This window comes from Thermomonas sp. (assembly GCF_023953935.1).
In the GTDB taxonomy this organism is placed as follows: domain Bacteria; phylum Pseudomonadota; class Gammaproteobacteria; order Xanthomonadales; family Xanthomonadaceae; genus Thermomonas.
The window spans coordinates 142,052-156,047 of record NZ_JAMLIW010000003.1 but is presented as its reverse complement, the minus strand read 5'-3'; the positions used below and the strand labels follow the sequence as shown (position 1 = coordinate 156,047).

The following is a 13,996-nucleotide window of genomic DNA, read 5'->3' as shown; positions in this document are numbered from 1 at the left end:
GCCAACTGCGCCGCTGCGGCCACGCTTCAGCGTGCGCCGCGGCGGTGGCCCTGCTGCTGGCCGCTGCGCTGCCCGTCGCGCTGCCCGTTGCGCTGACCGTCACGCTGCCCGCTGCGTTGGCCATCGCGCGCCGGTTTGGGGCCGGTGTGCGCGTGTGCCTCGACGCTGCGCGGCTTGCCGTGCGGGCGGCGATTGCGCGCCGGGCGCGGTCCGCGCGGGGCGGCGTCAAACGGCTTGGCATCACTGCGGATGGCGCGCGAAGGCTCGAAGCCCGGCACGGCTTCCATCGCGATCTCGCGGCCGAGCACCTTCTGGATCTGGCGCAGCAGGCTGGCCTCGTCCGGCGACACCAATGAAATCGCTTCGCCGGTGGCGCCGTTGCGGCCAGTGCGACCGATGCGGTGGATATAGTCCTCCGGCACCATCGGCAGATCGTGGTTGATCACCAGCGGCAGGTCGGGAATGTCCAACCCGCGTGCCGCCACGTCGGTGGCCACCAGAATCCGGGTCTTGCCCGACTTGAATTCGTTCAGCGCCTTCTGGCGCGCGTTCTGGCTCTTGTTGCCGTGGATCGCCAGCGCCGGCAACCCGGCCTTCTCCAACTGCTCGGCGAGCCGGTTGCAGCCGTGCTTGGTCTTGCCGAACACCAGCACCTGCTCGGTATAACGCTGGGCCAACAGGTCGATCAGCAGATCACGCTTGCGCGCGGAATCAACCGGGATCGCGCGATGGGTGATGGTTTCCACCACCGAGTTCTGCGCCGCCACCTGCACCTGCTTCGGCTCGCGCATGAACTCCAGCGCCAGCGCCTTGATGCGCGGCTCGAACGTGGCCGAAAACAGCAGCGTCTGACGCTGCTGCGGAACGTGCTTCATGATCCGCTTGATCGACGGCAGAAAGCCCATGTCGAGCATGCGATCAGCCTCGTCCAGCACCAGCATCTGCACGTCGCCGAGCTTGCAGCTGCCGCGGTCGAGATGGTCGATCAGCCGGCCCGGGCAGGCCACCAGCACGTCCACCCCGCGGCGGAAGGCATCCAGCTGCGGCTGCATGCCCACCCCGCCGAACAGCGTGCTGACATTCAGACGCAGGTATTTGGCATAGCTGCGCAGGCTCTCGCCCACCTGCACCGCCAGCTCGCGCGTCGGGGTCAGCACCAGCACGCGCGGACGGTGCAGGCCTTCGGGTTTGGGAAGCGCTGCCAATTTCTGCAACAGCGGCAGGCCGAACGCGGCGGTCTTGCCGGTGCCGGTCTGGGCGCCGCCCAGCACGTCATGGCCGGCCAGGACCAGCGGGATGGCCTGCTGCTGAATCGGCGTGGGGGTGGCATAGCCGCAGTCGGCCAACGCGCGCAGCAGGGCCGGCGCGACGCCAAGTTGTTCGAACGTCATGTTGTCTTGCTCCAAAGGTTGCAAACCGTGCACAAGCACGGGCAGGCCCGCACGCTTCCCGAAAACCGAGCGCGGGTCGGCAGATGTCACGGCAACGGGACTCCGAGCCGCGTCTGCGCGACGAAAGGCGTGGGGGTGAAGCAGGCCGCAAAGGCGGCGGGCGTGACCGGGAAAACGATCCGCCGTGCGCAGAACCTTGGCATTGTACCTGAATTGGGCTTGGGCAGATCAGTTGCAGGCATCCGTGCGTCTGCGAGCTTGCGTTGGGCTGACGGGATGAACCGGGAAGGTAGTTCGCGCTAGGCGTGCCGCAACCGCAGCGCATTGAATACCACCGAAGCCGAGCTCAGGCTCATCGCCAGCGCCGCGATCATGGGCGACAGCAACCAACTGGTGAAGGGGTACAACAGCCCGGCTGCGATCGGCACGCCGATGCCGTTGTAGACGAAGGCGAACCCCAGGTTCTGGCGCATGTTGCGCACCGTATCGATGGAGATATCGCGCGCGGCGACGATGCCGCGCAGATCACCCTTGACCAGGGTGATCTGTCCGCTGTTCATCGCCACGTCGGTGCCGGTGCCCATGGCAATGCCCACGTCGGCCTTGGCCAGAGCCGGTGCATCATTGATGCCATCGCCGGCCATGGCGACGATGTGCCCCTCCTTCTGCAGCCGCTCCACTAGGGCCAGCTTGTCGGCCGGTTTGACTTCGCCGTGCACTTCGTCGATGTGGAGCTTGGCACCCACCGCCTTAGCCGTGGTCAAGCCGTCGCCCGTCGCCATGACGATGCGCAGGCCGCTGTCGTGCAGCGTCTTGATGGCGTCAGCCGTGGTTGCCTTGATCGGGTCGGTGACGGCCAGGATGCCGGCCAACCGGCCATCCACGGCCAAGTGCATCACACTACCGCCCTCGCCGCGCAAGCGCTCGGCGTCCGTCTTGAGCGCATCGGTGGCGACGCTCTCCTGCTGCATCAAGGCGGTGTTGCCCAGCGCCAGGCGCTTGCCTTCGATCGTGCCGCGCACGCCGATACCACTGCCCGATTCGAAGTCGTCGGCCTTGCTCAACGCCAGCCCCTTGTCCCGGGCGGCGCGAACAATGGCATCTGCCAGCGGGTGCTCGCTGCCCTGGTCCAGGCTGGCGGCCAGACGGAGCACCTCGTCAGCCTTGTAGCCCGGGGCCGCGACGGCAGTGTCGAAGGCCGGCTTGCCTTCGGTCAGGGTGCCGGTCTTATCCACGATCAGCGTATCCACCTCGCGCATCTTCTCGATGGCGCTGGCGTCGCGGAACAAAATCCCCTGCGTGGCCGCGCGGCCGGTGGCGACCATCACGGACATCGGAGTAGCCAGGCCCAGCGCACACGGGCACGCAATGATCAGCACCGCCACGGCGTTGATCAGGCCAAACACCCAGCTCGGCTCGGGGCCGAAGAATCCCCAGACGAACAAAGTCGCGATAGCGATCAGCACCACCACAACCACGAACCTGCCGGCCACCACATCGGCCATGCGCTGCATCGGCGCCTTCGATCGCTGGGCATTGGCCACCATCTGCACGATCTGCGACAGCATGGTGGCGGCGCCGACCTTCTCGGAACGCATCACCAGTGCGCCACTGGTGTTCAGCGTGGCGCCGATCAGCCCGTCGCCCACGCGCTTGGTCACCGGCACTGGTTCGCCGGTCAGCATGGATTCATCGACCGCGCTGCTGCCCTCGGCCACCACGCCATCGACGGGCACCTTCTCGCCGGGCCGCACGCGCAGCAGGTCGCCAACGTGGACATGGTTCAACGGCACGTCCTCCTCGCTGCCGTCGGCATTGATGCGGCGTGCCGTCTTGGGCGCCAGGCCGAGCAGTGCCTTGATCGCCGCAGAAGTCTGCGAGCGCGCCTTCAATTCGATGATCTGACCCATCATGGTCAGCGAGATGATCACGACGGCCGCCTCGAAATAGACGGCGACGCGGCCGTGGGCCACGAACGAATCGGGAAACACACCGGGTGCGAGGGTGGCGACCACGCTGTAGGCAAAGGCGGCGCCGGTGCCCAGGCCAATCAGCGTCCACATATTGGGGCTGCGATTGATGATGGACTGCCAGCAGCGCGTGAAGAAGGGGACACCCGCCCACAACACCACGGGCAGTGACAGCACCAGTTCGACCCAGGTCTGAGTTCGCATGTCGAACCAACCGAGGCGGTGACCGAACATGGCCAGGATGGTGACGACGGCGGTGAACGGCAGCGTCCACCAGAAGCGGCGCTGGAAATCAATGAGTTCGCTGTTGTCCTCCTCGTCCAGCGGTATCACCGGTTCCAATGTCATGCCGCAGATTGGACAGTTGCCGGGATGGTCCTGCCGGATCTCCGGGTGCATGGGGCAGGTGTAGGTGGTGCCCGCTGGGGCCTCCTGAGGCGGCTGAGCCGCGGATGCCGGGACCTGCTCACCCGCAGCATGGCCATGGTGATCGTGGCCTGAAACCGGCTGCCCCTCGGGAACCAGGTTCATGTGACATATGGGGCAGTTGCCAGGATGATCCTGCCGCACTTCGGGGTGCATCGGACAGGTGTAGATGATGCCCACATGGGCCTGTTCGCCCACAGCATGGCCGTGGTGATGCAGATGGTCATTCACGCCGGTTCCTTTGTCGATTTGCTTCGATTCTTGACCTTGACATCATGGAAAGGTCAAGTCCCATTTACATCTCGCAGGCGAGCGCACAAGGCGAACAGGGACACCCACAACCCAGCGCTTCCCCGATCCCGCGACCAGTCATTACCGATACCTTCAGCCCAACGGACAGAGTGGCCAAGGACAGCCCGCGTTCAAACTTCCAGCACGTCTCCCGGCCGCACCAGCACGGCTTCGACGCCGTGGCGCTCGTGGATTTCACCCGCCAGCGCTTCGCGGGCCAGATCCTCGCCATGCACCAGCGCGACCGGTGGCGACGGTTGGAATCCGGCATACCAATTCAGCAGCGCCGCCTGATCGGCATGCGCGGACAGCCCGCCCACCGTGTGCCGGTGTGCGTTGACACGCACGTCGTGACCGTGGATGCGCACCCACCGCGCCCCTTCGACCAGACGCCGCCCGATCGTGCCCTGCGCCTGATATCCGACGAAGATGATCCGGGTCTGTCGATGCGGCAGATTCTGCCGCATGTGATGCAGGATGCGCCCGCCGTTGGCCATGCCATTGCCGGCGATCACGATTGCGCCGCCGCGGATGCGATTGATCGCCATCGACTCCTCGGCCGATTCGGTGACCCGCAGGTTCGGCAGCCGGAACGGGTTGGGTGTGCCGCGCCAGACCTCGCGTGCTTCGGCGTCGAACAATTCATGGTGGCGGTCATAGACCTGCACCACCTTCGAGGCCATCGGACTGTCGAGGAAGATGCGCCAGCGCGCCATGTCCCAGTCGTCCCAGTGACGGGCGAACCAGTACAGAAGTTCTTGCGTGCGCCCGACTGCAAACGCCGGAATCAGGACATTGCCGCGATCGTTCCATGCCGCATCGAGAATCTCCCCGAGCTCGCGCACGGTATCGTGCCGCTGGCGGTGGTTGCGATCGCCGTAGGTGGATTCCATCAGCAGCAGGTCGGCCTGCGCCACCGGCTCGGGGTCGCGCAGGATGGGGGTTCCCTGCATCCCGAGATCGCCGGAAAACACCAGCTTGCGGCCGTCGGCGAACACTTCGACGATGGCCGAACCGAGGATGTGGCCGGCATCGCGCAGAACCAGTTCGACGCCGGGCAGGATTTCGGTGCGCTGTGCATACGGCAGCGGGCGCACCTGCGAGAACACCTCGCGCACATCTTCGCGGGTGTACAGCGGCATCGCCTTGGGCTGATTTGGCTTGCGCCGGCGGTTGTCGCGTTCGGCCTCATTCTCCTGCAGCGAGGCCGAATCCATCAGCATGATCGGCAGCAGATCGGCGCTGGCGCGCTGGGTGAAGATCGGCCCGCGGAATCCGTCCATGCACAGCCGCGGCACCCGCCCGAGGTGGTCGATGTGGGCATGGCTCAGAACCAGCGCATCGAGGTCCTTCGGATCGAACGGAAACGGCGCGAAGTTGCGCGCATCCGCCTCCGGGCTGCCCTGCACCAGACCACAGTCGATCAGGATCCGCTTCCCCGCCGCCTCGACCAGATGCATTGAGCCGGTGACGTCGCCGGCCGCCCCGTGGAAATGCACGCGCATGCGCTGCCCCTGTCAGGTGTTGACGAAAGGGTAGCGCAAGAGTGCGGGCGTCATGCGCGTACAAGCTCGGAGGTCCCCCGAGGGCGCCTGCCGCCACGATCGGGTCGAGCGGGCCATGGATGGCCCGCTCGAACCCCAGCGAGCAACCCGCGAACTGTGGTTCCTCGCTTTGCGTGGCCAAAAATCGCACCCCGATTCGTCGGGTTTCGCGGGCCTTTTGGGCAAAGTAAAGGAGGAGGCATTCGCCGCAGGCGGATGCCGGGGGACATTTGCCCAAAAGGCCTGCGGAGCCCGGCGAAGTTCCGAGCGACGGGCAGAGTGCGTAGGCAAGCAACCGGCGCTGACGCAAACGCAAACCGAATGTCAGAATGGAATACCCCTAGGGCGCCTGCCTCCGTGATCGGTCCGAGCGGGCCAGGGATGGCCCGCGGCCACGCATCGAAGCCGGATGCGAAGCACTGAGTGGCGGGCCGAACGCGGAGGCAGGCGACCGGCGCTGACGCAAGTACATCTTCAGGTATCAACGCACTTCCGTCGCGCGCAGGGCACGCTCCCACAGACGACCGCCGCACGGCGCCCGCAACACGACTTCCGGCAGATTGGCGTGGCGGCGGCGATCGGTCATGCTTTCCCGATTCCCCTCCGGAAAACGCCATGCGCCTGCTTTCCTCCGCCCTCGCGCTGCTGCTGGGCTGCGCCAACTTGCCAGCACTGGCCGCGCAGCCGGCGGGGCCCGCTCCTGCTGCCGCCGCCGTTCCCGGCAGCGAGCAGATCGTCAGCAAGACCCTGGCCAACGGCCTGAAGATCATCGTCTGGCCGGATCACGACATCCCCAGCGCCAATTACTACACCTTCTACCGGGTTGGCAGCCGCAACGAACACGTCGGCATCACCGGGCTGGCGCATTTCTTCGAACACATGATGTTCAACGGCACCAGCCGCCGCGCGCCGGGTGAATTCGACCGCACCATGGAGGCCGCCGGCGGCAGCAACAACGCCAGCACCAGCAATGACCTCACCATCTACACCGACTGGTTCCCCTCCTCCGCGCTGGAGACCATCTTCGATCTGGAAGGCGACCGCATGGCCAACCTCGCCTTCGATCCCAAGGTGGTCGAAAGCGAGCGCGGCGTGGTCTACAGCGAACGCCGCTCCAGCGTCGACAACGACGGCTTCGGCACCCTGGTGGAGCAGATGCAGGCCACCGCCTTCATCGCCCATCCCTACCACATCCCGACCATCGGCTGGCCCAGCGACATCGAGCACTGGACCATCGACGACCTCAAGGCCTTCTTCAAGACCTATTACGCACCGAACAATGCGGTGCTGGTGATCACCGGCGACATCGACCCGCAGCAGGTGTTCGCGCTGGCCGATCAATATCTCGCGACAACCCCGCGCCAGCCGGCACCGCCCGCCGTCACCACGGTCGAGCCCGAGCAACTCGGCGAACGCCGGATCGTGGTCGAACGCGGCGACGTGCGCGCGCCGATCCTCGCCTACGCGTTCCACACCGGCTTCGGCGCCGCCGGCAAGGACGCACCGGCACTGGAACTGTTGACCACGATTCTTGCCGATGGTGATTCCTCGCGTCTGCACCAGCGCCTGGTCGAACGCGAACAGGCGGCGGTGGACGTGGGCGCGTTTGCCGATCTCGGCTTCGATCCCGGATTGTTCTGGGTCTACGCGATGCTGCCGCCGGGCGCCGACGTGACCAAGGCGCAGGCGCTGCTCGACGACGAATTGGCGCGCATCGTCCGCGATGGCGTGACTGCCGCCGAATTGGACAAGGCGCGCAACCTGCAGCTGTCGGCGTTCTGGCGGCAGATGGCAACGATCAACGGCAAGGCACGTGTGCTGGGCACCTTCGAGGTCTTCAATGGCGATTACCGGCTGGCGTTCGATGCCCCGTCCCGCTATGCGGCGGTGAGCGCCACCGACATCCAGGCGCTGGCGGCGAAGCTTTTGCGCCAGCGCAACCGCACCACCGGCCTGCTGCTGCCGGCCGCCGACGGCACGGAGTCCGGCCGATGAACGCTGCCAATGCCTGCACTTTCAACCACCGAAACGGACTGCCCATGCGCCTGTTGCGAATCATCATCACGACGCTCACCGTGGCCATCGCACTGGCCGGGTTCAGCACAACGGCGGCCGCTTCCGGTGTACGCCTCCCGCAAGCCCAGACCCTCACGCTGGACAACGGCGCCACCCTGATTCTGGTTCCGCGCAAGGATGTCCCGCTGGTCTCGGCCACCGCGCTGGTGCGCGGCGGTTCACTCGCCGATCCGCAGGGCAAGGAAGGCAGCGCCGAGCTGCTGGCCAGCCTGCTCTCGCAGGGCGCGGGCACGCGCGATGCACTCGCCTTCGCCCAGGCCGTGGACGGCGCCGGCGGCAGCTTGTCGATCGAAAGCAGTCAGGAAGCCATCGTCGCCAGCGCGCAATTTCTGTCCAAAGACAGCGGCCTGATGCTCTCGCTGCTGGCCGATGCGCTGCTGCGGCCACGCATGCAGCAGGACGAATTCGACAAGCTGCGCCAGCGCACGATTGACGGCATCGCCGCCGCCAAGGATTCCGATCCGCGCCGTTTGATCGGCACTTACGCGGATGCCTGGCTGTTCCGCGGCCATCCCTACGGCCGTCCGACCGGAGGCGACGAAACCAGCCTCGCCCACATCAGCCTCGACGATCTGCAAACCTTCCGGCAGGCGCAGATGGGCGGCGACCGCCTGATCCTGGTCATCTCCGGGGATTTCGATCCGGCCGCCGTCACCGCGCAGGTGCGCAGTGCGTTCGGCAGTTGGGCGCGTGCCAGCGGCAGCTTGCCGACAGTCGCCGCAGAACCAAGACAATCGGGCCGTCGCGTGCTGCTGGTCGACAAACCGGGAGCCACCCAGACCTATTTCGCGCTGGCCAATATCGGCACCACCCGCGACGACCCGGCGCGCGCCGCGCAGGACATCGTCGCCACCGCCTTCGGTGGCCGTTTCACCTCGATGCTCAATACCGAACTGCGGGTGAAGTCGGGCTTGACCTATGGCGCCCGCGCCAGCATCGACCGCCAGATCCAGCCCGGCAGCGTGGACATCACCACCTTCACCAAGACCGATTCCACTGCCGCCGCGATCGACATGGCCATCGCCACCCTCGACCGCCTGCACCGCGATGGGCTCGATGCCGCCACCCTGCAATCGGCGAAAAACTACATTGCCGGCCAATTCGCACCGCGTCTGGAAACCGCGGCGCAGGTCGGCACCACGCTGGCCTGGCTGACCCTGTACGGCGAGCCGCGCAGCTACATCGACGGCTACCTCGATGCGGTGGCCACGGCCACGCCCGAGCAAGTCGCCGCCGCCCGCGCGGTGTTCCCGGACAGCAAGGATCTGGTGATGGTGGTGATCGGCGATGCAGCGAAAATCCGCGACCTGCTCAAGGCTTACGGGCCGGTGACGGAGATGCGCCTGTCCGATCCGCATTTCTCGCCCTGAGTTCCCGCCAGATATTTCCTTCGCCATGCGTGAACAAGGCGCGGCGCAGCATTGCCCGGTTGCATTCGCGCCTAGCGCCCACCTGATCCCAGGAGACTTCCCGTGACCGTCCGCAAACCTTTGCTCCTGTCGCTGGCCATCACCGCCGCCCTCGCCGCCGCCAACGCACCCGCCGTCGATGCGAGTGCCGGTGCGTCTGCCCACGGCAGCGACCTGCCCCCGCTGGCGGCCTTCCGCAGCAGCGACCTCGACCCATCGAAAAACGCGTGCAACAACCTCGCCGATTACGTCAACAGCCGCTGGCTTGCGGCCAACCCGGTGCCGTCGGACAAGACCAGCTGGGGCAGTTTCGAGATGCTCGACGAGCGCTCGCAAGCCGCCAGCCGGCACCTTGTGGAAGCCGCCGCCGCCAACCCGAATGCCAGCGGGATCGAAAAGCTGGTGGGTGACCTGTACGCCAGCGGCATGAACGAAGCCACCATCGAGGCCGCGGGCGTCACTCCGATCCGGCCGATGCTCGATCGCATCGACACCCTGAAGACGCCGGCCGACATCGCTGCCTACCTGCGCGAGGAATTCGCGGCCGGTCGCGGCGCGGTGTTCGCCTTCGGTGCCGAAGCCGATTTCAAGGATTCCAGCCACAAGATCGGCTATGCCTACCAGGGCGGCCTGTCGCTACCCGAAAAGGCCTACTACCTCGAAGACGGTCCGGACGGGAAATACAAGGCGATTCGTGCCGCCTACGTCGCCCACGTCGCTCGGCAGTTGCAGAACGCCGGCATCCCCGCGGCGGACGCGCAGCAGCAGGCCAGTGACGTGCTCGCCTTCGAGACCCGGCTGGCACGCGCTTCGCTCTCGCCGATCGAATTGCGCGACCCCAACAACCAGTACCACTTCGTCAGCATGGTCGAGGCCGACCGGCTGTCGCCGAACTTCCCGTGGTCGGCCTTCTTCAGCGCCAATGGCGTGCAGGCGGATGGCTTCTCGCTGTCGCAGCCGGCGTTCTTCGCCGAATTCAACAAGATGCTGGTCGACGTGCCGGCCGCACAATGGCAGGCCTACCTGCGCGCACACATGATCGACGGGATGGCGCCGATGCTGTCCTCGAAGTTCGCCGATGAGCGCTTCGCCTTCTTCGCCCGCACCCTGCGTGGACAACAGCAGCAGAAACCGCGCTGGAAGCGCGTACTCGATGGTGTCGAGGGCTCGGCCGGCGAGGCGCTGGGGCAGTTGTACGTGCGCGAGTATTTCCCCGCCGAATCCAAGGCGCAGATGGAGGCGCTGGTGCAGAACCTGCGGCTGGCGCTGAAGGCGCGGCTGGAACACCTCGATTGGATGAGCCCGGAAACCCGGACGAAGGCGATGGAGAAATGGGCCAGCTTCACGCCCAAGATCGGTTATCCGGATCACTGGCGCAGCTGGGATGGCCTTGCCACTTCCCGCGGTGATTACCTCGGCAACGTGTTGGCCGCAGCGCGCTTCAACCACGCCTGGGGCATGGCCAAGATCGGCAAGCCGGTCGATCGCAGCGAATGGGGCATGACGCCGCAGACGGTCAACGCCTACTACAACCCGCTGATGAACGAGATCGTGTTCCCGGCCGCGATCCTGCAACCACCCTTCTTCGACCCCAAGGCCGATCCGGCGCTGAACTACGGTGGCATCGGTGCGGTCATCGGCCACGAGATGATGCACGGCTACGACGACCAGGGCAGTCAATTCGATGCCCACGGCAACTTCAACAACTGGTGGACGCCCGGCGACCGCGAGCGTTTCGAAGCCCGCACCGCGCGGCTGGTGAAGCAGTTCGACGATTACGTTTCAATCGATGGCCTGCACGTGAAGGGCCAGCTGACCTTGGGTGAGAATATCGCCGACCTCGGCGGCTTGAACGTGGCTTGGGATGCCTATCAGAAGGCGTTGCGCGATGCCGGTCGTTCCGGTGACGAGATGATCGACGGCCACAGCGAGAACCAGCGCTTCTTCTTCAACTGGGCCACGGTGTGGCGCCGCAACTTCACCCCGGATGAACTGCGCGTGCGCCTGAACACCGATCCGCACGCGCCGGCCAATTTCCGCGCGATCGGCGCACCATCCAACATGACCGCGTTCGAGCAGGCCTTCAGCTGCAAGCCGGGCGATGCCATGGTGCGCAGCGGTGATGCCCGCGTGGTGATCTGGTAAGGCGATCCGGGCGGTGACAACCGCCGTCCGGACCTGCGCCGACCGCCGCGGAATCGCCACCGGAAGACCATCACCGGGTTCCGGCCGGCGCGCGGGCGGTGTATGTTCGACATTCGCCCAGCCGGACCCAACCGAGCCACGCCATGGATATCCACGACATCGCCCTGACCCTGTTCGCCCAGCTCGTGGGCGCCCACTCCGGAACCGCGCTGGATGACGCCACGCGGATCGAACTGGGACGCGAGGCTTACCGCTGCGCCGAGGCCTTCATCAAGGCCAAGGACCTCTACATCCGGGAACTTCCGGTGCCCGGCCCGGAAACGTTCTGACGCCATGCCGGCATCGTTGACCCTCCGCGGACTGCTTCGGCTTGCGCTGCCGATCGTTGCCATCCTGCTGTTGACCAGCTGCAGCGGCCGCGGCCCGGTGCGACGCGTGTCCCAGCCCGCCGCCAGCCTCCAGCAGCTCACCGTCCGCGCCGATGGCCGCTGGGAACTGCAGCTGCGGCTGAACAACTACAGCAGCATGCCGATGCGCTTCACTGCGGTGCGCCTGGACTTGCGCTTCGACAACGGCGCCGCGGCCCATATCGAGGCGCAGCCGAATCTGGAAATCGGCCCGGAATCCGCCGACACCCACGTCACCACGCTCGTCCCCACGCCCGCCGGCATGGCCCGTATTGCGACTGCGCTGGCCGACGGCCACGGCCTGAGCTACACCCTCGAAGGCAGCGTGCAGGCCACGCCTGAAGGCGCGGGTGCAAAGGATTGGAAGGTCAAGGCCAGCAGTGCGCTCTCGCCGGTGCCCGGCCTGCCCGGCACCCTGCGCTGAGTTAGCGCGCGGGCTTCCCGTTCCGCCGCACCATACGCTATAGTATGTCCCTCACCGGATGGGCCGATCGGCGGCCCGCATGCGCCAGGACCCGACCCCATGAGCAGCTACAAGGCCCCCCTCGACGACCTGCGGTTTGTCATCCATGACGTGCTCCAGGCCGAAGCCCTGTTCACCCGCCTCGGCCAGGCCGACGTCAGTCGCGAGCTGATGGACGCGGTGCTGGATGAAGCCGCGCGCTTTTCCGAAACCGTGCTGGCCCCGCTCAACCAGGTCGGCGACCAGGTCGGCTGCAAATTCGATCCCGCCAGCGGCGATGTGACGCCACCGCCCGGCTTCAAGCAGGCCTTCCAGCAATTCGTCGAAGGCGGCTGGACCGGCCTGACCAACGACCCCGAACACGGCGGTCAGGGCATGCCGGCGCTGATCGGCAGCGCCGTCACCGAGCTGGTGGACAGCGGCAACCTGGCTTGGGGCAATTTCCCGATGCTCTCGCACGGGGCGGTGAAAGCGCTGGAAACCTACGGCGAGGACTGGCAGAAGGAAGTCTTCCTGAAGCCGCTGGTGACGGGTCAATGGACCGGCACCATGTGCCTGACCGAGCCGCACTGCGGCACCGACCTCGGCCTGCTCAAGACCCGCGCCGAGCCGCGGGCTGACGGCAAGTACGCCATCACCGGCACCAAGATCTTCATCACCGCCGGCGAGCACGACCTCGTTCCCAACATCATCCACCTGGTGCTGGCCAAGCTGCCGGACGCGCCGCCCGGCGCCAAGGGCATCTCGCTGTTCGTGGTGCCGAAGTTCGAGGTCGACCGTGACGGCACGGTTGGCGAACGCAACGCGGTGCGCTGCGGCGCGATCGAACACAAGATGGGCATCCACGCCTCGGCCACCTGCGTGATGAATTTCGACGGCGCCGAAGGCTATCTGGTCGGCCAGCCGCACAAGGGCCTGCAGGCGATGTTCGTGATGATGAACACCGCCCGCCTCGCGGTCGGCATCCAGGGCCACGCCCTGTCCGAACGCGCCTACCAGAACGCGCTGCGCTACGCCCGCGAACGCCTGCAATCGCGCTCGCTGTCCGGCGCGAAATTCCCCGACAAGCCGGCCGATCCGATCATCGTGCAGCCGGACGTGCGTCGGATGTTGTTGGTGCAAAAAGCGCTGATCGAAGGCGGGCGCATGTTGAGCCTGTCGGCCTATGCCCAGCTCGACATCGCCAATCGTTCGCAGGATGCCGCCGAGCGCGAGCGCGCAGACACCTTGGTCGGTTTCCTCACCCCGATCTGCAAGGCCTGCCTGACCGAGTGGTCGATCGAGAACACCTACAACGCGATCCAGTGCTTCGGCGGCCACGGCTACATCGCCGAGCATGGCATCGAGCAGCTCGCCCGCGACGCCCGCATCACCACCTTGTATGAAGGCACCACCGGCATCCAGTCGCTGGACCTGATCGGCCGCAAGACCGCCGCCACCCAGGGCGCCGGGCTCAAGCTGTTCCTCGCCGACATGGAGGCCTTCGCCAAGGAACATGCCAACGACCCCGCGCTGGCCGAATTCCTCGGCCCGCTGCGCGCCAAGTGCGAGGAGTGGGGCCAGCTCACCATCGCCACCGTGATGCGCGGCATGGCCAACCCGGAAGAACTGGGCGCGGCCAGCACCGACTACCTGTTCTATTCCGGCTACGTCGCGCTGGCCTGCTGGTGGGTGCGCGCGGTCGCCGCCGCCAATGCCTCCGACCGCCCGCAGGTGTTCAAGGACGCCAAGCGCGACACCGCCCGCTTCTACTTCGCCCGCATCCTGCCGCGCACGCTGGCGCACAAGGCCGCGATCGAAAGCGGTGCCGACAGCCTGATGGCGCTGCCGGAGGCCGGATTCGGGCCGCAGGGCTGACAGCCGAACGGCCCAAC

Annotated in this window: 9 protein-coding genes; 6 read left to right on the top strand and 3 right to left on the bottom strand. The window is 66.4% G+C overall.

Features of this window, described 5'->3' with window-relative positions:
• Window positions 1-26: 26 nt before the first annotated feature.
• The 3 genes from M9902_RS05010 to M9902_RS05000 form a co-directional block, all read right to left on the bottom strand.
• Window positions 27-1,391 (bottom strand): DEAD/DEAH box helicase, encoded by a 1,365-nt coding sequence (locus M9902_RS05010; RefSeq protein WP_297221421.1) that lies wholly within the window; start codon window positions 1,389-1,391, stop codon window positions 27-29.
• A gap of 299 nt (window positions 1,392-1,690) precedes the next feature.
• Window positions 1,691-3,943 carry a copper-translocating P-type ATPase gene (locus tag M9902_RS05005; protein WP_343231872.1) on the bottom strand — a complete coding sequence of 751 codons (2,253 nt, stop codon included), beginning with the start codon at window positions 3,941-3,943 and terminating at the stop codon, window positions 1,691-1,693.
• A 266-nt stretch (window positions 3,944-4,209) separates the two neighbouring features.
• Window positions 4,210-5,583, bottom strand: a complete 1,374-nt coding sequence (locus M9902_RS05000; protein WP_297171256.1) for an MBL fold metallo-hydrolase — start codon at window positions 5,581-5,583, stop codon at window positions 4,210-4,212.
• A gap of 654 nt (window positions 5,584-6,237) precedes the next feature.
• Here M9902_RS05000 and M9902_RS04995 point away from each other — a divergent pair.
• The 6 genes from M9902_RS04995 to M9902_RS04970 all read left to right on the top strand — a co-directional run bounded on the left by M9902_RS04995 (window position 6,238) and on the right by M9902_RS04970 (window position 13,979).
• Window positions 6,238-7,617, top strand: a complete 1,380-nt coding sequence (locus M9902_RS04995; RefSeq protein ID WP_297221419.1) for a pitrilysin family protein — start codon at window positions 6,238-6,240, stop codon at window positions 7,615-7,617.
• A gap of 44 nt (window positions 7,618-7,661) precedes the next feature.
• Window positions 7,662-9,068 (top strand): pitrilysin family protein, encoded by a 1,407-nt coding sequence (locus tag M9902_RS04990; RefSeq protein ID WP_297221418.1) that lies wholly within the window; start codon window positions 7,662-7,664, stop codon window positions 9,066-9,068.
• A gap of 102 nt (window positions 9,069-9,170) precedes the next feature.
• The gene (locus tag M9902_RS04985; RefSeq protein WP_297221417.1) at window positions 9,171-11,252 is read left to right on the top strand and encodes a M13-type metalloendopeptidase; all 2,082 of its coding nucleotides are present in this window, start codon (window positions 9,171-9,173) and stop codon (window positions 11,250-11,252) included.
• 143 nt (window positions 11,253-11,395) lie between these two features.
• Window positions 11,396-11,581 carry a hypothetical protein gene (locus tag M9902_RS04980; RefSeq protein ID WP_297221416.1) on the top strand — a complete coding sequence of 62 codons (186 nt, stop codon included), beginning with the start codon at window positions 11,396-11,398 and terminating at the stop codon, window positions 11,579-11,581.
• Between the two features lie 106 nt (window positions 11,582-11,687).
• A complete protein-coding gene (locus M9902_RS04975) occupies window positions 11,688-12,083 on the top strand; it encodes a hypothetical protein (protein WP_297221415.1) in 396 nt (131 codons plus the stop codon).
• 99 nt (window positions 12,084-12,182) lie between these two features.
• Complete coding sequence (locus M9902_RS04970; protein WP_297221414.1) at window positions 12,183-13,979, top strand: acyl-CoA dehydrogenase C-terminal domain-containing protein; 1,797 nt, start codon at window positions 12,183-12,185, stop codon at window positions 13,977-13,979.
• Window positions 13,980-13,996 lie beyond the last annotated feature (17 nt).